Below are 25,689 nucleotides of genomic sequence, written 5' to 3'. Positions count from 1 at the left end.
CGTTGATGAGAGCGAAAGAAGAAGGTCAACGCGGCGATATGGACGCCACGCTGGGCGAGCGGTACTTCAGCACCCACTTGATGGTGAGCGGCGTGCTGAAGCTGAAGGCCGGCGCGCTGCAGCGGATGCTGGTCTTGAGCGCGCCCGTGGGCGTGTTGTAGTCCGCGTTGGCGCTCACGTCGACCGGCGCGCAGTCCTGCAGGCCCTCGACCTCGAAGCCCTGCACGTCGCCGTTGGCGTAGCTGAACCTGTTGTTGCCCAGTGCGGTCACGCCGTCCGAATACGAGCCGAACTCCATCTCGACCTTGCCGATGTCCAGCGTGCCCACGGGCGTGTAGGTATCGACGCGGGTGATCCGGCCCGGCTCGAAGGTGTAGGCGGTCGAGGAGGTGATGCGCGCGTCCTTGAACGGATTGCCGCCGCTGCTGGTGCCCGCCACGCGGTCCATCGCGTCCTGTTCGTAGTTCACCACCAGCACCTTGCCGGCATCGAGCACCTTCAGGTTCTTCTGGTAGGACGCCGGAATCAGCACCTGCGGCGTGCCGGCATTCACGAAGGTGAATTGCGGCTGCAACTGCGGCCAGCGCGTGTCGGCCACGCCCGAGAGCATGTTGTACGAGAAGGGCACCGCGAAGTACGGGTTGGTGCGGTGGTAGGTGGCCGCGCCGTTCACCACCGGCAGGCTGATCACGCGCAGGCCGTCGCGGTAGGTGACCAGGCCGCGGTCATAGGTGGCGGGCTGGCCGTCGAAGCCGGCGAATTTGGTGAGCGTCGAGCGCGGCAGCTTGTCCAGGTAGGCGAGGAATGTCTGTGTCGAGACCGGCGGCTTCTGCGCATAGCCCGCGCTCTTCCACAGGTTGTTGGTGTAGATGAGCTGGTGCGACAGGCTCAGGTTCTCGCCCAGGATGCGCGCGATGCCGCGGTAGCTGTCCACGCGCCGGCCCTTGTTCCACATGTTGAGCGAGCCCGCCTCGGCGTCGTACCAGAACTCCACGTACTTGGCCGTGATGCGCGTGGCGAAGGCGTAGGCGATGTCTTTTTCCTCGGCGCTGAGCACGTTCTCGTGCTCGGCGGCCGAGAGCACTTCGGCGAAGGCCGTGTCGGCGTAGCCCGCGAGGCTGCGGCCGAAGTCCACGCCGTTGCCGGCCGGGTTGAGCCGGGCCTTGATCACGTCCACCGACTGGCGCAGCCATCCCTTGAGCGACGCCTCGTCCTCGGCCGAGACCGTCATGCCGGTCTCGATCAGGCGCTGCATGATTTCGCCGATCAGCAAGATGCTGTAGCGGTCGAAGCGCCCGCTGCCGTCCGTCTCGTCGGAGAAGCCGAAGGCCGAGAAGGTCTTGTAGTGGTTGATCATCTTCTGCAGCAGCGCCTCGCTGGCCTCGGGGCCTTCCCAGCCCATGAGGAAGCGCAGGCGCGCGATGCTGAAGGCCACGCCGTAGTAGTTGGTGGGCAGGTTGATCAGCGAATAGTCGGCCGGGTTGACGAAGGCGCGCCAGTCCAGCTTGACCTTGAGCTTGTCGAGCGTGCCCGCGTTGATCGCGGGGCTCGCGCCGTCCAGGAGGCCCGCCTTCTTGAGCTTCCACAGCGCCGACATGTAGTAGTAGATGCCCCAGCTGTCGTTGGTCGAATCGATGGTGATGTCCGCGATCTCGCGGTAGCCGTCCAGGTAGGTCTGGTACTTCGGGTCCGAGGGCGGGGTGTTCAGCAGCAGGTACGAGAAACCGATGGCGACCTTGCCCGGAAGGAACTTGTCGCCGCTCGTGGGCGCGAACACCTCCTGTCCCTGGATCACGGTCTTGATGCCCTGCGCGCGCACCTGCTCGAAGAGGCGGTCGATGGTGGGCAGCAGGTTCTCGCGCACGATGTCGTCCATCGGCTTGTTCGACAACTTCGGCTGGGCCGCGAGCACTTCGGGGTCCACGGGCGTCTCGGCGGGCGGCGCCGGCGGAGGGGCCGGCGGATTCACCGCGATGGGCGGGAAAGACACGCCGCCCCCACCACCTCCGCCGCCGCACGCGGCGAGCAGGGCGGCACCCGCGATCAGGCTCACTACCAGCTTGGGTTTCTGCATCCTCTATCTCCTTCTGTTGTAAGAAAAAAACCAGGCCCGGCTCCTCCGCCGCGCCATCCGGATCAGGTTGCCGCCGCTACCTCCTCATCAGGTCACGGGTGCGGGGTTGAAAAGCACGAGCGCGTTGTGCAGCTTCCAGTGCTCCGCCCAGGTCTTTTTCTTGCCGCTGGCCACGTCGAGCATCAGCCGGAAGAGCTCCCAGCCCACGTCCTCGATGGTGGCGTCGCCGTCGGCGATGCGGCCCGCGTTCACGTCCATCAGGTCGTGCCAGCGGCGCGCGAGGTCGCTGCGCGTGGCGACCTTGATGACCGGCACTTCGGCCAGGCCGTAGGGCGTGCCGCGGCCGGTGGTGAAGATGTGCAGGTTGATGCCCGCGGCCAGCTGCAGCGTGCCGCAGATGAAATCGCTGGCGGGCGTCGCCGCGTAGATCAGGCCCTTCTGCCTGACCTTCTCGCCCGGCGAGAGCACGCCCGAGATCGGCGCGGAGCCCGACTTCACGATCGAGCCCATCGCCTTCTCCACGATGTTGGAGAGGCCGCCCTTCTTGTTGCCCGGCGTGGTGTTGGCGCTGCGGTCCACGCGCCCCTTCTGCAGGTAGGCGTCGTACCAGGCCATCTCGCGGATCATGGCCTCGGCCACTTCGGGCGACGACGCGCGCGAGGTGAGCTGGTCGATGCCGTCGCGCACCTCGGTGGTCTCCGAGAACATCACGGTGGCGCCCGCGCGCACCAGGAGGTCGGTGGCAAAGCCGACGGCCGGGTTCGCGGTCACGCCGGAAAAGGCATCGCTGCCGCCGCACTGCACGCCCACCACCAGCTCGCTCGCGGGCACGGTCTCGCGGCGGCGCGCGTTCAGCCGCGCGAGGTGCACCTCGGCCTGCCGCATCACCGAATCGATCATCGACATGAAGCCGACGTGCGCGTCGTCCTGCAGGCAGACCACGTCAAGCGCCGCATCGGCCGCATTGGACGCGACGCTCTCGCCGCGCTGGTCGGCGATGGGAATGGTGCCGGGCGGCAGCAGGCGCTCGGGCTGCAGCTTCTCGCAGCCCAGGCTCACCACCATGACCTCGCCGCCGAAATTGGGGTTGAGGCTGATGTTGCGCAGCGTGCGGATCGGCACGATCGCGTCGGGCGCGTCGATGGCGACGCCGCAGCCGTAGCTGTGTTCCAGCGCCACCACGTCGTCGACGTTGGGAAACTTCGGCAGCAGCTCGGCCTTGATGCGCTGCACCGCAAACTCGGTCACGCCGGCCACGCACTGCACGGTCTGCGTGATGGCCAGGATGTTGCGCGAACCCACCGAGCCGTCCGCGTTGCGATAGCCCTCGAAGGTGTAGCCCTCCAGCGGCGGCATGGCGGGCGGCTTCACGGTCGCGATGGGCAGGCCTTCGAGCTCGGGCGCCGTGGGCATGCGCATCACGCGCTCGTGCACCCAGCTGCCGCGCGCGAGCGCCTTCTGCGCATAGCCGATCACCACGTTGTAGCGGACGATGGCGTCGCCTTCGGCCAGGTCGGCGAGCGCGACCTTGTGGCCTTGCGGCACGTTGTCCACCAGCACCAGGCCGTCGGCGAACGCCGCGCCCGTCTTCAGGCCACCGTCGTTCGCGACGATGGCGACGTTGTCGGCCGCGTGGATGCGGATGTAGAGCGGGGGGCGGGTGTTCGTCTCGGCCATCGCGGGGCCCTTTCTTGCTGGCTTCGTTGCTTGCTTCTGTGCTTACTTCACGACCATGAACAGGCCCGGCAGCCAGGTCGAGAACGCGGGCACGAAGGTGACCACGCCGAGCGCGAAGATCAGTGCGCCGTAGAACGGCCAGATGGTCTTCATCACCGTGCCCACCGAGACGCCGCCGATCGCGCAGCCCACGAATTGCGTGGTGCCCACCGGCGGGGTGTTCAGGCCCAGCGCGCAGTTGATCAGCATCACGACGCCGAACTGCACCGAGGTCATGCCGTAGTGCTGGGCGATCGGCAGGAAGATCGGCGTGCACAGGAGGATCGTCGCGGCCATGTCCAGGAAGGTGCCCAGCACGAACAGGATGATGTTGATGAGCAGGAAGATCATCCACGGCGTGGTGGTCACCTGCGACAACATCTGGCCCGTGAGCTCGGCCACGCCGTAGAGGCTGATGAGGTAGCCGAAGGTGCTCGAGATGCCGATCAAAAGCAGGATCACGCCCGTGGTGCGCACCGCCTTCGACGCGGCCTTGATGAAGTGCTCCCACTTCAGCGTGCGGTACACGAAGATGGTGAGCGCCAGCGCATAGAGCACCGCCACCGCGGCCGATTCGGTCGCCGTGAAGATGCCCGACAGGATGCCGCCGAGGATCAGCACCACGATGAAGAGGCCCGGCAGCGCCGCCGCGAACGAGCGCGCCACGATGTCCCAGCCCGGGAACTTGCCGGCCGGATAGCCGCGCTTCACCGCCACCAGGTAGGCGGCCGCGAGGTTGCTGATGGTGAGCACGGCCGCCGGCAGCAGCGCCGCCAGGATCAGCGCCGCGATCGACACCTTGCCGCCCGCCGCCAGCGAATAGATGATGAGGTTGTGGCTGGTCGGCATCAGCGCGCCGACCAGGGCCGCGTGGGTCGTCACGTTGACTGCGTAGTCGGCGTGGTAGCCCTCCTTCTTCATCATCGGGATCATCACGGCGCCCATGGCCGAGACGTCCGCCACGGGCGAGCCCGAGACACCGCCAAAGAGCGTGCAGGCCACCACGTTCGACATGCCCAGGCCCCCGCGCACATGGCCCACCAGGTTGCGCGCGAAGTTGACGATGCGGTCCGCGATGCCGCCGTAGAGCATTAGCTCGCCGGCGAAGATGAAGAACGGAATCGCAAGGAACGAGAAGATGCCCATGCCCGAGGTCATCTGCTGGAAGCCCACCGCGAGCGGCAGGCCTTCATACAGGAGCGTGGCCAGGGCCGACAGCCCGATCGAGAAAGCGACCGGCACGCCCAGGAGCAGGAAGACCGTGAACGAGATGCAGAGGATGAGGAGAGGGATCGTCATGATGCGGTTCAGCCCCAGGCGGGTTCGACTTCGCGGCCTTGGGCCAGGGCAATGATGTGTTCGATGGAGAACATCACGATGAGCACGCCGGCGATCGACGCGGGCACGTATTTCCAGCCTTCCGAAATCCAGAGCGTGGGCAGTCGGTAGTCCCACACCGATTCGGCGAGCGAGGCGCAATTCCACGCCATGGCCAGGCCGAAGACGAGGATCAGCGCGTGGATGAGGTATTCCATCTTCAGGCGCAGCCAGTCGGGCGCGAGCACGAGGAACGATTCCAGGCCGATGTGGCCCGCGTCGCGCACGCCCACGGCCACGCCGAACATCGTGACGTAGAGCACCAGCAGCAGCGCCAGGCTCTCGGCCCAGGTCGGGGTGTTGTTGAGCACGTAGCGGCCGAACACCTGCCAGCTCACCGCGCAGATCACCGCGACGAGACCGAGGATGCCCAACCACATGCAGGCACGGGCGAGGGTGCGGCAAAGTTTGGTGTACATGTGAGTTCTTCTCTTTGTCTTTCTCCCCCCCTTCCGGGGGAGGGCGGGGTAGGGGCAAGCGGCGCTGGCTATTCCAGCGCCGCTTGCCCCCATCCCAACCTTCCCCGGGAGGGGAAGGAGCCAATTCAACGACTGACTTGCTTACTTCGTGTCTTGCACGCGCTTGACCAGGTCCTTGAGCTTCGCGTCGGTGATGAACTTGTCGTACACCGGCTTCATCGCGGCCTGGAACGGGGCCTTGTCCACTTCGATGATCTCGGCGCCGCCGGCCTTCACCGTGGCGAGCGACTTCACTTCGCGCTCTTCCCATTGCTTGCGCATGTAGGGCACCGATTCCTTGGCGGCCTGGCGGATCCAGCCTTGCTCTTCGGCCGAGAGCTTGTCCCACGCGCGCTTGGAGAACAGCAGCATCTCGGGCGCCATCGAGTGCTCGGTCTTGCTGTAGTACTTGGCCACTTCGAAGGCGCGGGCGCTTTCATAGGTGGGGTAGTTGTTCTCGGCCGCGTCGATCAGGCCGGTCTTCAGGCCCGTGTACACCTCGCCCATGGGCATCGGCGTGGCGTTGGCGCCCATGGCTTCGAGCATCGACACCCACAGGTCCGACTGCTGCACGCGGACCTTCAGGCCCTTCATGTCGGCGAAGGTGCGCACCGGCTTCTTGGCCGTGAACATCGAGCGCGCGCCGCTGTCGTAGTAGGCCAGGCCGATGAAGCCCTGCTTCTCGCACGACTTGAGGATCTCCTCGCCGATCGGGCCGTCCAGCACCTTGTGCAGGTGATCGACCGAGCGGAACAGGAAGGGCATGGTCGGCACCTGCGTCTCGGCGCAGATGTTGTTCATGGGGGCGATGTTCACGCGCACCATCTGCAGCGCGCCGATCTTGGTCTGCTCGATGGTGTCCTTCTCGCTGCCGAGCGAGCTGTTGTTGAACACCTTGATGGTGTGCTTGCCGCCCGACAATGCCTTCAGGCGCTCGCTCATGAACTTGACCGCGGTCACGGTCGGGTAGTCGTCGGGGTGGATGTCGGCCGAGCGGAACTCGGTGGCACTGGCAGCCAGTGAGGACAGCGCGGCTGCGGCGCCGACGGCAAGTGCGATCAGGGTCTTGTGGAGTTTCATTTGTCTCTTCCTCTGCTTGGTGGTTATCGAAAACGTGAAAAGAAAAGCTCAGCCGCCGAACGCCGGCTCGGGCATGCCCGCCACGCCGGGCCGGAGGGCAAACACGCCGCCGGCCAGCGGCTGGTCCGAGAGATCGATGCCGCCGGGGCGGATCGAGGTGACGAAGAGCGTGTCGAGCGCCGGGCCGCCGAAGGCGCACATCGCGGGCTTCTTCACCGGCACTTCGAGCGAGCGGTCGAGGCGCCCGTCGGGCGTGAAGCGGTGCACCAGGCCCGCGTCGTTGCCGCAGATCCAGTAGCAGCCATCGACGTCGATCGCCGCGCCGTCGGGGCGGCCGGGCAGGGGCTTCATGTCGGCGAAGAGGCGGCGGTTGCTCGGCGTGCCGCTGTCGGTGTCGTAGTCGAAGGCCCAGATCGCCTGCACGCTCGGGTGCGAATCCGAGAGGTACATGGTGCGGCCGTCGGGGCTGAAGGCCAGGCCGTTGGGCACGATGAGATCGTCCAGCTGCAGGGTGGCGGTGTCGCTGTCCTTGCCGTAGCTGTACAGGCGGCCCACGCGTGCGCCCGCGGCCATGTCCAGCAGCATCGTGCCGGCCCAGAAGCGGCCGCGGCGGTCGCAGCGGCCGTCGTTGAAGCGCATGGCTGGCGCCGCGTGCGCGACGGGCGCGATTAGCGTGCTCGACAGCGTGCCGTCGGCCTGCGGCAGCAGCGAGAAGAGGCCGCTTTCCATGCCCGCGATCCATGCGCCGGGAATGTCGGCGCGCGGCGCGATGCAGGCGATCATTTCATCGGCCTGCCAATGCGTGTGGCCTTCGCTTGCGTGCCAGCTGTTGAGCGTGCGCGCGGGAATGTCCACCCAGTAGAGCGCCTGCTCCCCGGCGTGCCACACGGGGCTTTCGCCGGTGCCGTTGCGCGCGTCGAGAACGAGCTCAGCCTTCATCGCCGAAGGGGCCCTGCGCGGTGAAGGCGCCGCCCTGGTAGATGGCGTTCGGGTCGGTGGGCGCAACGGGCGGCTGCGCCTCGACCTTGTCGCGGAACACCTCCGAGCTGTCCTGCGGCACGAAGCCCAGGTGCGCGGCGGCGCTGTTGTCCCACCACACGTCGCGGTTGGCCGACATGCCGTAGACGACGGTGTGCTTCACGTCGGGCGTGAAGAGCGACTTCTCGATCAGCGTCGTGAGGTCGCGGTAGCTCAGCCACGTGCTCATCATCCGGCGGTTCAGCGGCTCGGGGAACGAGGAGCCGATGCGGATGCTCACCGTCTCGATGCCCCAGCGGTCGAAGTAGAACTGCGCCATGTCCTCGCCGAACGATTTCGAGAGGCCGTAGTACCCGTCGGGCCGGCGCGCCGCGTGCGCATCGATGTGCTCGGTCTGCTTGTAGAAGCCGATCACGTGGTTGGAACTGGCGAACACCACGCGCTTGACGCCATGGCGGCGAGCCGCTTCGTAGACGTTGAAGATGCCCAAAATGTTAGCTTCGAGAATCTCCTCGAACGGCCGCTCGACCGACACGCCGCCCAGGTGCACGATCGCATCGCAATCTTGCAGCAGCGCATGCACCGCGGCCTTGTCCGAGAGGTCGCAGGGCACCACCTCTTCGCTCGCATCGGTGGCTGGCGCCAGCGATGCGATGTCCGAGAGGCGCAGCACGTTCGCGTAGGGCTTGAGCCGTTCGCGCAGCACTTTGCCCAGGCCCCCGGCCGCGCCGGTCAGCAGCAGCCGGTTGAGTTTCTTGTTCGAAGCTTCCATCGTCACTCGTCCATTCACAGTTTGGTGATGCGTTCCGGCAGGTCGCGGCCGTGGTATTTCTTGTAGATGGCGTTGAGCTTGCCGCTCTTCTGGTTGGCCACGACCCAGTTGTTGACCCATTCCTTGAGCTTGGGCTGCTCCTTGTTCAGCGCGATGCCCAGGTCGAAGTCCTTCTGCGAGAACTTCAGCTCCAGGTTCTTGGCCGGGGCCTGCTTGATCATTTCGCTCAGGTTCGACGGCGTGCTGGAAAAGAGGTCGATCTGGCCCGTGACCATCGAGGTGATGAGCGTGGCGTCGTCCTCGTAGCGCACGATCTCGGCGCCCTTGGCCTGCTGCGTGGTGAGCGAGTCGTTCACGGTCGCGCGCGTCAAGCCGATGCGCTTGCCGTTCAGGTCGGCGTAGTCGGCCACCTTGATGCTCTTGGGGCCGCCCACGATGATGCTGATGACCGCGTAGGGCGTAGAGAAGTCGACGACCTTCTCGCGCTCGGGCGTGATCGAGAGATCGGCAATCACCAGGTCCGCGCGCTGGGCCTGCAGCGTGGGCACGCGGGCGGCGTTGGTGATCGAGACGATCTCCAGCTTCACGCCCAAATCCTTGGCCAGCTGCGTGGCGGTGTCCACGTCGGAGCCGGTGGGCTGCAGGTTGGCGTCGGCGAAGCTGAAGAGCGGGGTGCCCATCGCGATGGCCACGCGGATCTTGCCGGCCTTCTTGATGTCGTCCAGCTGGTCGGCCATGGCGGCCTGCGCAACGCCGGCCACGAGGGCCAGCGCGATGCAGGTGCGGGTGAAGGTGGTGCCGAGTTTCATGAATGTCTCCTGGTGTAAGTTGGTATGGGAGTAGCGAGAAAAGACCCGGGCTGCCTGCTTACAGCCCGTTGTTCAGGAAGGCATGCAGCTCCGGCGTCTTGGGCGCGTCGAGCATTTCGCCGGGGCCGGTTTCCCACACGGTGCCCTGGTGCATGTAGATGATCCGGTCGGCCACGCGCTTGGCGAAGGCCATCTCGTGCGTGACCAGCAGCATGGTCATGCCGCCGGCCGCGAGGTCTTCCATCACGCGCAGCACTTCGCCGGTCAGTTGCGGATCGAGCGCGGAGGTCACCTCGTCGAACAGCATGACCTTGGGCGACATCGCGAGCGACCGCGCGATGGCCACGCGCTGCTGCTGGCCGCCGGAGAGTTGTTCGGGATAGGCGTCGGCCTTGGCCTTGAGGCCCACCTGGTCGAGCACGCGGATCGCCACGTCGGCCGCTTCGCCGCGCGACTGCTTCTTCACGTGGCGCAGCGCCAGCATGATGTTCTCCTGCACCGTGAGGTGGGGGAACAGGTTGTAGCTCTGGAACACGATGCCCACTTCGAGCCGCAGTTGCTTCAGGTCGACGTTGGGGCTGTCCACGCGGATGCCGCAGACCTCGATGGTGCCCTTGTCGATCACCTCGAGCCGGTCGATGCAGCGCAGCGCGGTGCTCTTGCCCGAGCCGCTGGCGCCGATGATGGCGATCATCTCGCCCTTGGCGACTTCGAAGGACACGCCCTTCAGGACCTGGTTCGACCCGAAGCTCTTGTAGACGTGGTCCAGCTTCACTATGGCCCCCCGGCTTGCCACTTCGTGTGCTTCGCCACCCCCCGAGGGGGCGGCAAAGCCGACTTGAGAACGGCTCGGCGACGGCTTATCGATTGGCGACATTGAGTTTCTTCTCCATCGCTTCGCTCCAACGCGACAGCGGATAGCACAAGGCGAAATAGAAAGCACCGACCAGGAAGAAGACCAGGAAGGGCTGGAAGATGGTGTTGTTGATGATCTGGCCGGCGCGCGTGAGCTCCACGAAGCCGATCACCGAGGCGAGCGATGTCATCTTGATGATCTGCACCAGGAAGCCGACCGTGGGCGGCAGCGACAGGCGCACGGCCTGCGGAATGATCACCAGGCGCAGCGTCTGCCAGCGCGAGAACGCCAGGCACTCGGAGGCTTCCCACTGCGGCTTGGGCATCGCCTCGATGCAGCCGCGCCAGATGTCGCCCAGGTACGCGCTCACGTAGATCATCATCGCGATGCCCGCGGCCACCAGCGAGGGCAGCGAGAGGCCGTACACCGAGAGCCCGAAGTACACGATGAACAGCAGGATCAGCAGCGGAATGCCCTGGATGCATTCGATGTAGACCACCGCGAACCAGCGCAGCCACGCGCGCGGCGAGATGCGCGCGAGCATCAGCCCGAAGCCGCCGATGGCGCCCAGCACGAACGCCAGCGCCGAGAGCAGCAGCGTCCAGCCGATCGACTGCACCAGGTACATCAGGTGCGTGAAGGTGAAATGGCCGAGGCTCATGCCGCGCCTCCATGAATGGCAACGGCGGCCGTCGATGCGGCAGGCTGCGCCTTGCCGGCCTGCGCGGCCGCGCGGCGCACCACGCGGCGGCGGCGGAACATGTATTCGCCGAGCGCCCACGTCACCAGCTTGATGAAGAGCGAGAGCACCAGGTACAGCGCCGCGACCACGATGTAGGTCTCCAGCGACCGGAAGGTGTCCGACTGCACGGTGTTGGCGATGGCGGTGAGCTCTTCGGCCGAGATCTGCGAGGCCATCGCCGAGGCCTGCATCATCAAGAGGAACTGGCTCGTGAGGGCGGGGTACACCTTCTCGATGGACGGCTGCAGCATCACATGCCAGCCGATGCGCCACTTCGAAAGACCCAGGCATTCGGCCGCCTCGATCTGCCCGCGCGGCACCGATTCGAGGCCCGCGCGGATGATCTCCGCGGCATAGGCCGCGATGTTGATCACCATCGCCAGCACCGCGGCCGCGAAGGTCGGCATGCGCACGCCGAAGCTCGCCAGGCCAAAGTACAGGAGGAAGATCTGCACCAGGAAAGGCGTGTTGCGCACGATCTCGATGTAGACCGTGCAGGCACGGGCGAGGGGCTTGATCTGGCTGCGCTTGGCGAACGCGACCAGTGTTCCGACGCAAACGCCGACAACGACCGCCAAAGCGGTCATCTTGAGCGTGAGCCATGCGCCGTTGATGAAAACGGGCCAGTACGATGCCAGCGGAGCGAAGTCGAGGGAATACTTCATGTGAGTGCCGAAGAGACCGCAATGCCCTCAAGAGGCTTGCGAAGCGGCTTCAGAAGATGTCAGAGTGATAAGTTATCGGTTGTCGTACAACTAATTGGAGATTATCATCGTGGCCATGGTTCAGACGACTGCGGGTAATCCCTTGGTTCCAGATGCGCCGGCGAAAGCCGGTCCGGCGACCGGCCCCGCGGCCTTCGTGGGGCGGCCGCGCCAGCGTGCCCGGGGCCTGGCGCACGGGCTGGTGGAAGACCTGGGCGACAAGATCCGCAGCCAGTCGCTGCGCCCGGGCGACAAGCTGCCCACCGAGTCGGCCATCATGCAGGCCTACGGCGTGAGCCGCACCGTGGTGCGGGAGGCCCTGTCCAAGCTGCAGGCCGGCGGGCTGGTCGAAACGCTGCACGGCGTCGGCACCTTCGTGCTGCAGCCGCGGCCGGGCGGGGTGTTTCGCCTCGATCCGGGCGAGATCGCCGCGTCGGTCGACGTGCTGGCCGTGCTGGAACTGCGCATCAGCCTGGAAACCGAATCCGCCGGGCTCGCCGCGAGCCGGCGCACCGAGGAGCAGCTGGTGGCCATGCGCCAGGCGCTGGACGATTTCGAGCACAACGTGACGATCGCCGGCGACACCGTCGCGCCCGATTTCCGCTTTCACCTGCAGATCGCGCAGTCGACCGGCAACCCGTATTTCGCCGACATCATGCGGCACCTGGGCACCACGATCATTCCGCGCACGCGCATCAGCGCCATCCGCATCCAGGACGGCGGGGCGTACCTGAGCCGCGTGAACCGCGAGCATGAAGAGATCTATGCAGCCATCGCGCGCCGCGACCCCGAGTCGGCGCGCGCCGCCATGCGCATCCACCTGACCAACAGCCGCGAGCGCCTGCGCATCGCGCAGGAAGCCGCGCAGCAGCAGAAGGCGAAAGCCGATGGCGACGCGGGTTCGGGTGCGGGCGTGGCAGGCAAGGGCGGCGGCGCGGGCGCCGCTTCGTCCGACAACTAACCCCTTCGCCGAATTTTTTGGGTCCACGTCTGGACAAGTTGTTTTTCTAGTTGTACGATGACTGATCACTCGCTCGGGCATCCGGGCGAAGCCATGGGGCACATCGAACAACTGGAGGCATCCGCATGACCATCAACCGACGCGGCGCACTCGGCGCCGCCCTGGCCACGACCCTGGCCGCCAGCCTGCCGGTGCGCGCGTTCGCACAGGGCGCCAGCGGCAGCGGCAACTGGCCGTCCAAGCCGATCAAGATCATCGTTCCGTATCCGCCGGGCGGCTCGTCCGACATCATTGCGCGCGCCATCAGCCAGCCGCTGTCCGAGGCGCTGGGGCAGTCGGTCATCATCGACAACCGCGCGGGCGCCAACGGCAACCTGGGCGCCGACCTGCTGGCCAAGGCGCCGGCCGACGGCTACACGCTGATGCTGTGCGACCTGGGCGCGCTGGCCATCAGCCCCTCGCTCTATCCCAAGCTGCCGTTCGATCCGTCCAAGGACCTGCGCAGCGTGGGCATGCTGGCCTATTCGCCGCACCTCCTGGTGGTGCATCCCTCGGTGCAGGCGAGCACGCTCAAGGAACTGGTCGAGCTCTCGAAGAAAAGCGATCTCAACTTCGCCGTCACCGCCAGCGGCAGCACCGCGCACCTGGCCGGCATCGAGCTGCAGCGCAAGGTCGGCGCGAAGTGGGAATACGTGCCCTACAAGGGCGGCGTGCAGGCGGTGCTGGACACCGTCTCGGGCCAGACGCAGGTGCTGATGAACGGCATGCTGGCCACCTACCCGCAAGTGCAGGCCGGCAAGCTCAAGCTGATCGCCGTGTCCAAGGCCACGCGCATGCCGCTGATCGGCAGCGTGCCGACCATCGCCGAGCAGGGCGCGCCCGGCTACGAGTCGGGCACCTGGCAGGGCGTGGTCGCCGGACGCGGCGTGCCCGATGCGGTGATCGCCCGCCTGAACCGCGAGCTCACCCGCATCATCCGCACCCCCGACATCCGCGCCCGCCTCGCAGGCCAGGGCGCCGAGGTCGTGACCATGACCGCGCCCGAGCAGGACCAATTCTTCGCCAAGGAGCGCGCGCGCTGGGCGCAAGTGATCAAGGAAGCCAGCGTCAAGCTCGACTGACCGGCGGCTCATCCACCCTCATTTTTCTTTCTCAAATTTTCACTGGACGTTTCCCGATGAACCCGCAAGAACTCAAGACCATCATGGGCTCCGGCCTGCTCTCGTTCCCGTTGACCGACTTCGACAGCAACGGCGACTTCAACGCGCAGGGCTACATCAAGCGCCTCGAATGGCTGCAGCCCTACGGCGCAAGCGCGCTGTTCGCCGCGGGCGGCACGGGCGAGTTCTTCTCGCTGACGGGCGACGAGTACCCCGGCATCATCAAAACCGCCGTGGACACCTGCCGCGGCGTGGTGCCGATCATTGCCGGCGCCGGCGGCCCGACGCGCTTTGCTATCCAGTGCGCGCAAGCGGCCGAGAAGGCCGGCGCGCACGGCATCCTGCTGCTGCCGCACTACCTCACCGAAGCGGGGCAGGAAGGCTTGGCCGCGCACGTCGAAGCGGTGTGCAAGAGCGTGAAGTTCGGCGTGATCGTCTACAACCGCGCCTCGAGCCGCCTGAAGCCCGACACGCTCGCCGGCCTGGCCGAACGCAACCCGAACCTCGTCGGCTTCAAGGACGGCGTGGGCGACATCGAGGCGATGGTCGCGATCTACCAGAAGATGGGCGACCGCTTCGCGTACCTGGGGGGGCTTCCGACCGCCGAGGTCTATGCCGCGGCCTACAAGGCCATGGGCACGCCGGTGTACTCGTCGGCCGTCTTCAACTTCATCCCCAAGACGGCGATGGACTTCTATCACGCGGTGGCCAACGACGACCTCGCCACGCAGCACCGCCTGCTGAAGAACTTCTTCATGCCGTACCTGGAGCTGCGCAACCGCACGCCGGGCTACGCCGTGAGCATCGTCAAGGCCGGCGCCAAGATCGTCGGCCACGACGCGGGCCCGGTGCGCGCGCCGCTGACCGATCTGAAGCCCGCCGAGATGGAAGAGCTCAAGGCGCTGATCGCCACGCTCGGCCCGCAGTAAGCGGCGCCGCGTTCCGCGGTCTCGCAGTCGACAACATCAATCAACAACAACGCAGGCAACGACATGCTCATCAAGAAACTCTTCCTCATCGCCGCTTCGGCCGCCGTGTTCTCGGGCTGCGCGATGGTGCCCGCAGGCGGCGGCGCATCGGACCAGCCCGCGGTGGCCGCGGCCGCCGAACGCCTGCGCATCGCGATGGTCGATCCGACCGCCGCCGCGCTCGGCGCGCTGGTGGCCGACGACCTGAGCTACGGCCACTCGGGCGGCAAGGTGGACACCAAGGCCAGCTTCATCAGCGACCTGATGGACGGCAAGTCGGACTTCGTGACCATCACGATCACCGAGCAGACCATCAAGGTGGTCGATGCCAACACCGCCATCGTGCGCCACACGCTCGCGGCCGACACCAACGATTCGGGCAAGCCCGGCAAGGTCGCGCTGAAGATCCTTGGCGTCTGGCAGAAGCAGGGCGGCAACTGGAAGCTGCTCGCGCGCCAGGCTGTTCGCCTTCCCTCCTGATCGGAAGCAACGATGCAGAGACGAGCGCTTCTTGCGACGGGCCTCGTGCTCGCCGCCACCGCGATGCTGCCCCTGCATGCCTCGGCGCAAGCCGACGCATGGCCGCAGCAGAAACCCGTGACGATCATCGTGCCGTTCCCCGCCGGCGGCTCCACCGACATGGTGGCGCGCGCGCTGGCGCTGCAGCTGCAGACCAAGCTGGGCGGCAGCTTCGTCGTGGACAACCGCCCCGGCGCCACGGGCACCATCGGCACCGGCTTCGTCAAGCGCGCAGCGCCCGACGGCTACACGCTGCTGGTGTCGTCGCTGGGCGCATTCGTCGTCACGCCGCACCTGCAGAAGAGCGTGCCCTACGACGCGACGAAAGACTTCGACTACATCAGCGTGCCCGTGCAGGCGCCCAACGTGCTGGTCGCGAATGTCGCACGGCCCGAGCACACGGTGGCCGACGTGCTCGCGCTCTTGCGCAAGACGCCGGGCAAGGTCTCGTTCGCGAGTTCGGGCAACGGCTCGTCCGACCACCTGTCGGCCGAGCTCTTCTGGCAGCAGACCAAGACCGAAGGCGTGCACGTGCCCTACAAGGGCGGCGCGCCCGCGGTGAACGATCTCCTGGGCAACCAGGTCGACTTCTCGTTCCAGAACGTCAATGCCGTGCTGCCGCACATCCGAGCAGGCAAGCTGCGCGCGATCGCCGTGAGCGGCGACAAGCGCTCGCCCGTGCTGCCCGACGTGCCCACGCTGGCCGAGGCCGGCGTGAAGGGTGCGGAGGTCTACTCGTGGCAAGGCGTGGCTGCGCCGAAGGGCCTGCCGCCCGCGCTCAAGAAGAAGCTCGGCGATGCCGTCATCGCCGCGATGCAGGACCCCGAGACGAAGAAGCGCATGCTCGACCAGGGCCTGGAGATCGTCGCCAGCACGCCCGAGGATTTCACCGCCTTCCAGTTGCGCGAGTGGACGCGATGGAAGACATTGATCGACACCCGCCACATCACTGCAGACTGAGCCACCGAGCCCGAAGATGACAAGTCCTGAATCCGTTTCCAGCGCCGTGTCCAATGTCGTGTCGGGCGCGCCCGTCGTCACCGGCATGCGCGTGGTCCCCGTCGCGGGCCACGACAGCATGCTGATGAACCTGAGCGGCGCGCATGGCCCGTTCTTCACGCGCAACCTCCTGATCCTGACCGACAGCGCCGGCCACACCGGCGTGGGCGAAGTGCCGGGCGGCGAGAAGATCCGCCAGACGCTCGAAGACGCGCGCGACCTCATCGTGGGCCAGCCCATCGGCCGGCACAACGCGGTGCTCAACAGCCTGCGCAACGCCTTCGCCGGCCGCGACAGCGGCGGCCGCGGCCAGCAGACCTTCGACCTGCGCGTGACCATCCATGCGGTCACCGCCGTGGAGGCGGCGCTCCTGGACCTGCTGGGCCAGTTCCTCGAAGTGCCCGTTGCGGCCCTGCTCGGCGAAGGCCAGCAGCGCGATGCGGTGCAGATGCTCGGCTACCTCTTCTACGTGGGCGACCGCACGAAGACCGACCTGGCGTACGAGACCGACCGTGGCGCGGACAACGACTGGTTTCGCCTGCGTCATGAGGAGGCGATGACGCCCGAGTCCATCGTGCGCCTGGCCGAAGCCACGCATGCGCGCTACGGCTTCACCGACTTCAAACTCAAGGGCGGCGTGCTGCGCGGCGAAGAAGAAGTCGAGGCGATCCGCGCGCTGCACGAGCGCTTTCCGACGGCGCGCGTCACGCTCGATCCGAACGGCGGCTGGCTGCTGGCCGACGCGATACGCCTGTGCCGCGACCTGCACGGCGTGATGGCCTATGCCGAAGACCCGTGCGGCGCCGAAGGCGTGTTCTCGGGCCGCGAGGTGATGGCCGAGTTCCGCCGCGCGACGGGCCTGCCCACCGCCACCAACATGGTCGCCACCGACTGGCGCGAGATGGTGCACAGCCTCTCGCTGCAGTCGGTCGACATTCCGCTGGCCGATCCGCACTTCTGGACGATGCAGGGCTCGGTGCGCGTGGCGCAGCTGTGCCAGGCCTGGGGCCTCACCTGGGGCTCGCATTCGAACAACCACTTCGACGTGTCGCTCGCGATGTTCACGCACGTGGCGGCCGCCGCGCCCGGCAAGGTGACGGCCATCGACACGCACTGGATCTGGCAGGACGGCCAGCGCCTGACGAAGTCGCCGCTGCAGATCGAAGAGGGCTTCGTGAAGGTGCCCACGCGCGGGGGCCTGGGCATCGAGCTGGACATGGCCGAGGTCGAGAAGGCGCACCAGCTGTACCTCAAGCACGGCCTGGGCGCGCGCAACGATGCGCAGGCGATGCAATACCTGATTCCCGACTGGACCTTCGACAACAAGCGGCCCTGCATGGTCCGCTGAGTGCCGGCGCCTTTGCGCGCCCATGGTTGAGACACCCAAGGAGACTGCATGAACAACAACATGGACCGTCGTCGCCTGCTCCAGGCAGCGGCCGGCTCGGCACTCGGCGCAATGGCCGCAGCTGCCGGCGCGCAATCGTTCCCCTACAAGCCGCAGCAGCGCTACCCCGACCCGGCGGTGCTGATCCTCGACCCCAGCTTCGCCAAGTACCGCCTCTACAGCAGCACGCTGGAGCAGGTCGGCACAGGCATGCGCTGGGCCGAAGGGCCGGTGTACCTGCCGCGCGAGGGCTACCTCGTGTGCAGCGACATCCCCAACAACCGGCTGATGCGCTACGAGGAAAAGACCGGCGAGTTCAAGGTCCACAAGTCGAACGTGAACCACTGCAACGGCAACACGCGCGACCGCCAGGGGCGCCTGGTGAGCTGCGAGCACTCGCTGACGCGGCGCGTGGTGCGCACCGAGCACGACGGCCGCGTGACCGTGCTGGCCGACCGCTTCCAGGGCAAGCGCCTGAATTCACCGAACGACGTGGTGGTGAAGTCGGACGACACCGTGTGGTTCACCGATCCGCTCTTCGGCATCTCGGGCACCTGGGAGGGCGAGCGGGCCACGCCCGAGCAGGCGACGACCAACGTGTACCGCCTCACGCCCGACGGCCAGCTCTCGGCGGTGATCACCGACCTGGTGAATCCGAACGGCCTGGCCTTCTCGCCGGACGAGAAGAAGCTCTACGTCATCGAGTGGAAGGGCACGCCCAACCGCAGCCTCTGGAGCTACGACGTGGCGGCCGACGGCAGCGTGTCGAACAAGGCCAAGCTGATCGACGGCGTGGGTGCCGCGGCGCTGGACGGCTTTCGCGTCGACCGCGACGGCAACCTCTGGATGGGCTGGGGCTGGAACGGCGCGCTGGCCGCCGAGCCCACCGATGCCGGCAACGGCATGAAGGTCTATCAGCCGCAGGCGAAGTCCGAAGACATGGATGGCGTCAAGATCTTCAATTCGCAAGGCTTGCCCATCGGTTTCATCCGCCTGCCCGAACGCTGTGCCAACCTCACGTTCGGCGGCCCCAAGAACAATCGCCTCTACATGGCGGCCAGCCACTCGCTGTACGCCCTCTACGTGGAGTCCGAAGGCGCAACCTAGCCGACGGTCTCTTCCAACTCATCACCCGCAACAGGCAAACGAAGGACATCGACGATGACTGAATTCAACAACCTCATCAATGGCGAATGGCTGGCCGGCAAGAGCTACAGCCCCAACGTCAACCCCAGCAACCTGGCCGACGTGCTGGGCCAGTACACGCAGGGCGACGCGGCGCATGTCGATGCCGCCGTGGCCGCCGCCACCGCCGCCTTCCCGGCCTGGGCGACGGGCAGCATCCAGGCGCGCTCGGATGCGCTCGACAAGATCGGCACCGAGATCCTCGCGCGCAAGGAAGAGCTCGGCACGCTGCTCGCGCGCGAAGAAGGCAAGACGAAAGCCGAAGGCATCGGCGAGGCCACGCGCGCGGGCCAGATCTTCAAGTTCTTCGCGGGCGAGTGCCTGCGCCTGTCGGGCGAGCTCGTGCCCTCGGTGCGGCCGAACATCGGCGTTGAAATCACGCGTGAGCCGGTCGGCGTGGTCGGCCTCATCACGCCGTGGAACTTCCCGATCGCCATTCCCGCGTGGAAGATCGCGCCCGCGCTCGCCTTCGGCAACTGCGTGGTCTTGAAGCCCGCGGACCTCGTGCCGGGCAGTGCCTGGGCATTGAGTGAAATCATCAGCCGCTCGGGCATTCCGGCGGGCGTGTTCAACCTCGTGATGGGCCGCGGCAGCGTGATCGGCGAGGCGCTGGTCAACCACCCCGGCATCCATGCGATCAGCTTCACCGGCTCGGTGGGCGTGGGCCGCAACATCGCGATCCAGTGCGTCACCAACCACAAGAAGGTGCAGCTGGAGATGGGCGGCAAGAACCCGCAAGTCGTCCTCGACGACGCCGACCTCGCGCAGGCCGTGGAGCTCAGCGTGCAGAGCGCGTTCTATTCGACCGGCCAGCGCTGCACCGCATCGAGCCGCCTCATCGTCACCGAAGGCATCTACCCGAAGTTCATCGAGGCGATGAAGGTGCGCATGAGCAAGATCAAGGTCGGCGATGCGCTCGCGCAGGGCACCGACGTGGGCCCGGTCTCCTCGAAGTCGCAGCTGAACCAGGACATGGAGTACATCGCCATCGGCAAGGGCGAAGGCGCCACGCTGGCGGCCGGCGGCGAACTGCTGAAGCTGGAGACCGACGGCTACTACATGTCGCCCGCGCTCTTCAGCGAATCGGCCGCCGCGATGCGCATCAACAAGGAAGAAATCTTCGGCCCGGTCGCGAGCGTGATCCGCGTGAAGAACTACGAGGAAGCGCTGGCCACGGCCAACGACACCGAGTTCGGCCTCTCGGCCGGCATCGCTACGACGTCGCTCAAGTACGCGACGCACTTCAAGCGCCACAGCCAGGCCGGCATGGTGATGGTGAACCTGCCGACGGCGGGTGTCGATTACCACGTGCCGTTCGGCGGCCGGAAGGGCTCGAGCTACGGCCCGCGCGAGCAGGGCAAGTACGCGCAGGAGTTCTTCACGACCGTGAAGACGGCCTACACGCTGGCCTGATCCGCAAAACCGTTCGGGCTGAGCCTGTCGAAGCCTCGCGCGGCGCTTCGACAGGCTCAGCGTGAACGGCTACGGGCGGCGCGACTGCTTCATGGCGGAAGCGAAGATGGCGGTGCGCGTCGCCGGCGCCGCATCGTCCACTCGATCAGCTCGAAAATCCCTTCGCTGACGAGCGCCATCGCCGCGGCCGGCAGCGCGCCGGCCAGCAGCAGTTCGCGGTCGTTCAGCGCCAGGCCCGTGACGATGCGTTCGCCGAATCCACCCGCACCGATGAACGCCGCGATGGTCGCCGTGCCGATGGCGATCGCCGTGGCCGTGCGCACCCCCGCCAGCAGCGTGGGCAGCGCCAACGGCAGCAGCACGAGCCGCAGGCTCTGCGGCGGCGTCATGCCGAGCGCGGTGCCCGCCAGGCGCAGTCCGTTCGGCACTTCGGCCAGGCCCGTCACCGTGTTGCGCATGATCGGCAGCAGCGAGTAGAGCGTGAGCGCGATGAGCGCGGGCAGCGCCCCGATCGCGCCGAGCATCGAGATCAGCACCGCCAGCAACGCGAGCGAGGGCACCGTCTGCATCAGGCTCGCGATGCCCAGCACCACGGCGCGCAGGCGCACATGCGAGAACACCAGGATCGCGATCGGCACGCCGATCAATATCGCGATGCCCACCGACACCGCCACCAGCAGCAGGTGCTGGCGCGCGAGCTTCCAGAGGTCGGGGCCGAAGAGCTTGGCGGTGAAGCCGCGCCGGGCCTCCTGCGGCTGCGCGGCGCCCGCCGTGCCGGATATGCCGGATGCACCGGTGCTGGCGATGAAGTCGCGCGCAATGACATCGAAGGGCACGCTCTGCAACTCGGCACGCGCGTTCATCGCGATCATCGCGTGCTCGTCGACCTTGCCTTCGAGCGCCTGCAGCGCGGCCCACGCCTTGGGCAGGCGCGTGGGCAGGTCCAGCTTGTAGAGCACCACCGCGTCGTAGCGCGGGAAGAACTTCCTGTCGTCCTCGAGCACGCGCAGGCCCAGGTGGTCGATCTTCGCGTCGGTGGTGTAGATGTCGATCGCATCGATCTGCTTGGCGGCCACCGCTTCGTAGGCCAGGCCGTGGTCCAGGCCGGTGGGCGTCTGCGTGAAGCCGTAGCGCGCGGCCAGGCCCTTCCAGCCATCGGCGCGGCCGAGGAATTCGTTCGATAGGCCCAGCTTGAGTTCGGGGTGCTTGGCCAGATCGCTCAACGTGCGCAGCCCGAGCCGCTCCGCGTCGGCCGCGCGCACCGCCAGCGCATAGCCGTCGTTGAAGCCGAGCGGAATGGCCACGCCCAGGCCCATCGGCGCGAGCGCTGCGTTCATCGCCTCGCGCGTGTCCGCGGGCGAGCCCTTGAGGATTTCCAATGCGATGGTGCCGGTGTACTCGGCATAGAGATCGATGGCCCCCGAGCGCAGCGCCTCGTAGACGATGGCCGTGTTGCCCAGGCCCTGCCGCACGACGGGCGGCGACGCGGTGTGCGGCGCGGCCGTCTGCGCGAGCAGCTCGGCCAGGATGTACGACTCGGTGAAACGCTTGGAGCCGACGCGCAATGTCTCGTCCGCGGCCTGCGCGGGGGCGGCGGCAAGCCAGGCCATCGAGACCAACAGGGCGGCACGCCAGAGGCTGCGGAGCAGGTGCATCCGGGCCAGTGTATAGACAACGCTTCGTTCGGCGTACCCGCCAATCTCCTACACGGCATGGTGCGCGGAGCCGATGCAGTCAGGGTGCGGTGAGCCTCATAGTCGAGCGCCATGAAGACCAAGCCCTCGAAGAAGAAATCCTCCTCCGTCACCGCCAAGGACACCAAGGACGCCAGGGGCGGCCTGCCGGGCTCCGAAGTCCACGGCCTGCGCGAACTCCCGGGCCTGCAGGTCGACGGCTACAGCCTCCAGCTGCGCGACAAGGACGGCTTCGTCGGCGACCAGGCCAGCCAGACCGCCTTCAGGGAACTGCTCGAACGCTGGCGCAAGCGCCGCCGCAAGGAAGGCCGCGACCCGCTGGGCCTCTCGCATTCGCGCAACCTCAGCAAGAAGGAGCTCGACCACGCGCTGCAGGCCAAGAAGGCGTCCGAAGCCGCCGACGTGATGCATGGCGCCATCGAGGAATTCGCCGAGGAGCTGGCCTATGTGATCCAGCGCTTCACCCGCCAGCCCTCCTGGGAGAAGGTGCAGCGCATCGTGATCGGCGGCGGCTTTCCCGAAAGCGACGTGGGCGAGCGCGCCATCCTGCAGGCCAGCGCCATCCTCGAGGAGATGGGCGTGCACGCGCAGCTGGGCCGCCTCTCGCACAACGTGGACGATGGCGGCCTCATCGGCTGGGTGCACCTCACGCCGCCGGAGATGCTCAAGGGGCACGATGCCATCCTTGCGGTGGACATCGGCGGCACCAACATCCGCTGCGGCATCGTCAAGACGCGCCACCGCAAGGCACGCGACTTCTCGCTCGCGAAGGTGGTGCGGCGCATGAAGTGGCGCCACGCCGACGACGGCCCGAACCGCGGCAGCATCGTCGAGCACATCGCCCAGATGCTGGAGGAGATGGTGCTCTACAGCGAGCGCAAGAAGATCCGCCTCGCGCCCTTCATCGGCATCGGCTGTCCGGGCCTCATCCGCCAGGACGGCTCCATCGCGCGCGGCGCGCAGAACCTGCCGGGCGACTGGGAGAGCCATGCCTTCCATCTGCCGAGCGAAGTGTGGCGCCGCATGCCGATGATCGGCTCGGGGCCGACGCTGGTGCTGATGCACAACGACGCGGTGGTGCAGGGCCTGAGCGAACTGCCCTTCATGCGCGACGTGAAGCACTGGGGCGTGCTGACCATCGGCACCGGGTTGGGCAACGCGAGTTTCACGAACCTGCCCTGAGTTCACGGGGCGGCACGCCGCCCGCAAGCGCCTTGTAGACACCGACCAGGCTCACCGACAGCCGGCTCGTGCTCTGCGCGTGGTCGCGGCGGGCCTGCAAAAGCGCACGGCGCGCGTCGAGCTCGACACCGAAATCGGTGAGCCCGTTGGCATAGCGCGCATGCGCGAGCGTGAGCGCATCGCTGCTCTGGCGCTCGCGCTCGATGAGTTCGGCATGGCGCTGGCGTTCGGCGCTGTACGCGTTGAGCGCACCGTCGATTTCATGCCAGGCCTTGAGCACCGTCTGCTGGAAGGCGACGGCCGCCTCCTGCTGCTGCAGCTCGCGCAGGTCCACGGTGCTGCGGCGGCGGCCGTTGTCGAAGATCGGCAGGCTCAGGGACGGGCCGACATGCCATTGCCGGCTGCCCCAATCGCCGAAGCGATCACTCCCCACCGACTCGTAGCCGAAGCCCGCGCCCAGCGTGACGCGCGGATAGAGATCGGCCACGGCCACGCCGACGCGCGCGGTGGCGGCATGCAGCTGCGCCTCGGCCGCGGCGATGTCGGGGCGGCGCCGCGCGAGGTCCGCGGGGAGACCGAGCGCGAGGTCGGGCAGCGGCGGCGCATCGGTTGCGCTGTCGGTGGTCGCATCGGCCAGTTCGGCGTTGAGCGCGCCGGGCGCCGCACCGACGAGCAGCGTGATGCGGTTCATCGCATCGGCCTCCTGCTGCAGCAGCGACGGGACGCGCGCGCGCAGCTCGGCCAGCAGGGTGCGCTGGCGCACGGGGTCGAGGTCGGTGACGAGCCCCCCATCGGCGCGCGCCTGCACGAGTTCGAGCGACTCGGCGGCGGCCGCGATGTCGGCGCGCGCGATGCGCAGTTCGCGCTGCGTGCCGCGCAGCTCGAAGTAGTTGCGCGCGAGCTCGGCCTGCACGCTGAGCTCGGCCTGCTGCAGCATCGCGGCCGAGGCGGCCGCATCGGCATCGGCCGCTTCCACGGCGCGTCGCACGCGGCCCCACAGATCGATTTCCCACGAGGCGTCGAAGCCGGCCTGGTAGAGGTTGTAGGGCTCGCTGAGCGTGCGGATCAGCTGGTCCTTGTTGGCGACGGAGGAGCCCAGCGCATCGATCATCCGCGTGGCCGCGCCGCTCTCGCTTTGCCGCTGCCGCGTGACGCCCGCGCTGGCGTTGACCTGCGGGCCGCGCTGGGCGGCCGTGGTGGCGCGCTGCACGCGGCTCTGCGCGAAGCGCAGCGCGGCGGTCTGCAGGTCGGGGTTGGCGGCGCGCACCATCGCCTGCAGCCGGTCGAGCATCGGGTCGTTGAAGGCCTTCCAGTCGCCGGGCGCGAGGGAGGCCGCTGCCGGCGCGGCATTGCGTTCGGCGCCGAGCAATGCGGGCGAACCGCCGTGCCATGCGGACCAGTCGGCGGGGGCGCGCGGCTCCGAGGGCGTGTGGTCGGGGCCCACGGCGCAGCCGCCGACGAGAAGTGCCAGCGCGGCAGCAGTCACCGCGTTGCATGTGGAATGGAAGGTGAGAGGCATGAAGTGCTCCCGTGGTCAGACAAGACGATTGCGAAAGAGCCACGCCGCCAGCGGCAGCGTGACGACCGCGATGATGGAGAGCGGAATCAGGTTGTGCCAGACGGTGCCCAGCCCCACGCCCTCCAGGTACACGCGCTGCACCAGGTCGATCGCGAAGCGCAGCGGATTGGCCATGGTGATCACCTGCAGCACGTGCGGCATGTTGCGCACCGGCGTGGTCAGGCCCGACAGCAGCATCATCGGCATCAGCAGCACGAAGGTGTAGAGCATGGCCTGCTGCATGTTGGCCGACACGGCCGAGATCGACAGGCCGATGCCCACGCTCGCGATGGTGAAGAAGATGAGCCCCGTGTAGAGCGTGACGAGCGAGCCCGCCATCGGAATGCCGAACCAGAACATCGCCACCACGAGGATCAACGACGACTGCGCAAGGCCCACCAGCACCGGCGGCAGCGCCTTGCCGATCATGATTTCGAGCGGCGACATCGGCGTCACCAACAGCTGGTCGAAGGTGCCTTGCTCGCGCTCGCGCGCCACCGAGAGCGCGGTGAGCAGCAGCGTCTGCAGCATGCTGAGCGCGGCGATCATGCCGGGCAGGAGGTTCCAGCGCGTCTCCAGGTTCGGGTTGAACCAGGCGCGCGATTCGATGACCAGCGGCGCCGGCGGTGCGCCCGCGCGGGTGCGCAACTCGGCGTTGTAGCGCTCGACCACCGCACCCACGTAGCCTGCGGCCGAGCCCGCGGTGTTGGAGTTGCGCGCATCCAGAATCAGCTGGATCGCCGCGGGCTGCCCGGCGCTCAGCTGCCGCTCGAAGTCGGGCGCGATCTGGATCACGAGCAGCGCCTTCTCGGTGTCGATCACCTCGCGGATGTCGGCCTGCGTGCGCAGCGTGGCCACGCGGTGGAAGACGCCCGTGCTGTCCAGGTGCGCGATGAGCTCGGTCGCGGCGCCCGTGCGGCTCTGGTCGAGCAGCGCATAAGGCACGTTCGCCAGGTCGTAGGTTGCGCCGTAGCCGAAGATCAGGCTCTGCAGCAGCGCGGGTGCGAAGAGGATGGTGCGCGTGGCCGGGTCCTTCAGGATCGCGAGCAGCTCCTTCTTGCAGAGGTTGGCGATGCGCAGCAGGAAGTCGATCATGT

Annotated in this window: 23 protein-coding genes; 9 read left to right on the top strand and 14 right to left on the bottom strand. The window is 67.3% G+C overall.

Annotated features, from left to right (window positions below; genetic code table 11):
* Positions 1 to 25: 25 nt before the first annotated feature.
* The 11 genes from ACZYRS_RS23560 to ACZYRS_RS23510 all read right to left on the bottom strand — a co-directional run bounded on the left by ACZYRS_RS23560 (position 26) and on the right by ACZYRS_RS23510 (position 11,527).
* Positions 26 to 2,074 (bottom strand): hypothetical protein, encoded by a 2,049-nt coding sequence (locus ACZYRS_RS23560; protein WP_463421184.1) that lies wholly within the window; start codon positions 2,072 to 2,074, stop codon positions 26 to 28.
* A gap of 87 nt (positions 2,075 to 2,161) precedes the next feature.
* Positions 2,162 to 3,751 (bottom strand): galactarate dehydratase, encoded by a 1,590-nt coding sequence (gene garD / locus ACZYRS_RS23555; RefSeq protein WP_463421183.1) that lies wholly within the window; start codon positions 3,749 to 3,751, stop codon positions 2,162 to 2,164.
* A gap of 42 nt (positions 3,752 to 3,793) precedes the next feature.
* On the bottom strand, positions 3,794 to 5,089 hold the full coding sequence (locus ACZYRS_RS23550) for a TRAP transporter large permease (RefSeq protein WP_198787600.1): 1,296 nt from the start codon (positions 5,087 to 5,089) through the stop codon (positions 3,794 to 3,796).
* Positions 5,090 to 5,097: 8 nt separating this feature from the next.
* Positions 5,098 to 5,586, bottom strand: coding sequence for a TRAP transporter small permease (locus ACZYRS_RS23545; protein ID WP_176658555.1), 489 nt, complete (start codon positions 5,584 to 5,586; stop codon positions 5,098 to 5,100).
* 141 nt (positions 5,587 to 5,727) lie between these two features.
* Entirely contained in the window at positions 5,728 to 6,705 is a 978-nt protein-coding gene (locus tag ACZYRS_RS23540; protein ID WP_463421182.1) for a TRAP transporter substrate-binding protein, read from the bottom strand.
* Between the two features lie 48 nt (positions 6,706 to 6,753).
* Positions 6,754 to 7,644, bottom strand: a complete 891-nt coding sequence (locus ACZYRS_RS23535) for an SMP-30/gluconolactonase/LRE family protein (protein ID WP_463421181.1) — start codon at positions 7,642 to 7,644, stop codon at positions 6,754 to 6,756.
* A complete protein-coding gene (locus ACZYRS_RS23530; RefSeq protein ID WP_463421180.1) occupies positions 7,634 to 8,455 on the bottom strand; it encodes an NAD-dependent epimerase/dehydratase family protein in 822 nt (273 codons plus the stop codon). The genes ACZYRS_RS23535 and ACZYRS_RS23530 overlap by 11 nt, the downstream gene beginning before the upstream one ends.
* A gap of 14 nt (positions 8,456 to 8,469) precedes the next feature.
* Positions 8,470 to 9,264 (bottom strand): transporter substrate-binding domain-containing protein, encoded by a 795-nt coding sequence (locus ACZYRS_RS23525; RefSeq protein ID WP_198787604.1) that lies wholly within the window; start codon positions 9,262 to 9,264, stop codon positions 8,470 to 8,472.
* A 58-nt stretch (positions 9,265 to 9,322) separates the two neighbouring features.
* Positions 9,323 to 10,141, bottom strand: a complete 819-nt coding sequence (locus tag ACZYRS_RS23520; protein WP_463421179.1) for an amino acid ABC transporter ATP-binding protein — start codon at positions 10,139 to 10,141, stop codon at positions 9,323 to 9,325.
* On the bottom strand, positions 10,125 to 10,781 hold the full coding sequence (locus ACZYRS_RS23515) for an amino acid ABC transporter permease (RefSeq protein ID WP_198787605.1): 657 nt from the start codon (positions 10,779 to 10,781) through the stop codon (positions 10,125 to 10,127). The genes ACZYRS_RS23520 and ACZYRS_RS23515 overlap by 17 nt, the downstream gene beginning before the upstream one ends.
* Complete coding sequence (locus tag ACZYRS_RS23510) at positions 10,778 to 11,527, bottom strand: amino acid ABC transporter permease (RefSeq protein WP_463421178.1); 750 nt, start codon at positions 11,525 to 11,527, stop codon at positions 10,778 to 10,780. The genes ACZYRS_RS23515 and ACZYRS_RS23510 overlap by 4 nt, the downstream gene beginning before the upstream one ends.
* Positions 11,528 to 11,642: 115 nt before the next feature.
* Here ACZYRS_RS23510 and ACZYRS_RS23505 point away from each other — a divergent pair, with 115 nt between their 5' ends.
* From ACZYRS_RS23505 to ACZYRS_RS23470, 8 genes are all read left to right on the top strand, one after another.
* On the top strand, positions 11,643 to 12,527 hold the full coding sequence (locus ACZYRS_RS23505) for a FadR/GntR family transcriptional regulator (RefSeq protein WP_463421177.1): 885 nt from the start codon (positions 11,643 to 11,645) through the stop codon (positions 12,525 to 12,527).
* 125 nt (positions 12,528 to 12,652) lie between these two features.
* Positions 12,653 to 13,648, top strand: coding sequence for a Bug family tripartite tricarboxylate transporter substrate binding protein (locus tag ACZYRS_RS23500; protein WP_463421176.1), 996 nt, complete (start codon positions 12,653 to 12,655; stop codon positions 13,646 to 13,648).
* Between the two features lie 56 nt (positions 13,649 to 13,704).
* A complete protein-coding gene (kdgD, locus tag ACZYRS_RS23495; protein WP_198787609.1) occupies positions 13,705 to 14,616 on the top strand; it encodes a 5-dehydro-4-deoxyglucarate dehydratase in 912 nt (303 codons plus the stop codon).
* Positions 14,617 to 14,679: 63 nt separating this feature from the next.
* Entirely contained in the window at positions 14,680 to 15,135 is a 456-nt protein-coding gene (locus tag ACZYRS_RS23490; RefSeq protein ID WP_463421175.1) for a nuclear transport factor 2 family protein, read from the top strand.
* A 12-nt stretch (positions 15,136 to 15,147) separates the two neighbouring features.
* On the top strand, positions 15,148 to 16,134 hold the full coding sequence (locus ACZYRS_RS23485) for a Bug family tripartite tricarboxylate transporter substrate binding protein (RefSeq protein WP_463421174.1): 987 nt from the start codon (positions 15,148 to 15,150) through the stop codon (positions 16,132 to 16,134).
* A gap of 16 nt (positions 16,135 to 16,150) precedes the next feature.
* On the top strand, positions 16,151 to 17,521 hold the full coding sequence (gene gudD / locus ACZYRS_RS23480) for a glucarate dehydratase (protein ID WP_463421173.1): 1,371 nt from the start codon (positions 16,151 to 16,153) through the stop codon (positions 17,519 to 17,521).
* Between the two features lie 48 nt (positions 17,522 to 17,569).
* Complete coding sequence (locus ACZYRS_RS23475; protein WP_463421172.1) at positions 17,570 to 18,667, top strand: SMP-30/gluconolactonase/LRE family protein; 1,098 nt, start codon at positions 17,570 to 17,572, stop codon at positions 18,665 to 18,667.
* A 54-nt stretch (positions 18,668 to 18,721) separates the two neighbouring features.
* Complete coding sequence (locus ACZYRS_RS23470; protein WP_463421171.1) at positions 18,722 to 20,158, top strand: aldehyde dehydrogenase family protein; 1,437 nt, start codon at positions 18,722 to 18,724, stop codon at positions 20,156 to 20,158.
* Positions 20,159 to 20,247: 89 nt separating this feature from the next.
* Here the strand turns inward: ACZYRS_RS23470 and ACZYRS_RS23465 are convergent, their stop codons facing one another.
* Positions 20,248 to 21,813: an ABC transporter permease/substrate-binding protein gene (locus ACZYRS_RS23465; RefSeq protein WP_463421170.1), complete on the bottom strand. Its 1,566-nt coding sequence runs from the start codon at positions 21,811 to 21,813 to the stop codon at positions 20,248 to 20,250.
* A 111-nt stretch (positions 21,814 to 21,924) separates the two neighbouring features.
* Between ACZYRS_RS23465 and ACZYRS_RS23460 the strand changes: the two genes are divergently transcribed.
* Positions 21,925 to 23,034, top strand: coding sequence for an ROK family protein (locus tag ACZYRS_RS23460; RefSeq protein ID WP_233101942.1), 1,110 nt, complete (start codon positions 21,925 to 21,927; stop codon positions 23,032 to 23,034).
* Here the strand turns inward: ACZYRS_RS23460 and ACZYRS_RS23455 are convergent.
* A complete protein-coding gene (locus ACZYRS_RS23455) occupies positions 23,018 to 24,553 on the bottom strand; it encodes an efflux transporter outer membrane subunit (RefSeq protein WP_463421169.1) in 1,536 nt (511 codons plus the stop codon). The genes ACZYRS_RS23460 and ACZYRS_RS23455 overlap by 17 nt on opposite strands.
* A 15-nt stretch (positions 24,554 to 24,568) precedes the next feature.
* Positions 24,569 to 25,687, bottom strand: a complete 1,119-nt coding sequence (locus ACZYRS_RS23450; RefSeq protein ID WP_463421168.1) for an ABC transporter permease — start codon at positions 25,685 to 25,687, stop codon at positions 24,569 to 24,571.
* Positions 25,688 to 25,689 lie beyond the last annotated feature (2 nt).

It is taken from the genome of Variovorax sp. AC194, assembly GCF_979257995.1.
Note: the sequence above shows the minus strand (reverse complement) of the source record. Positions and strands in the feature narration are given on the sequence as shown.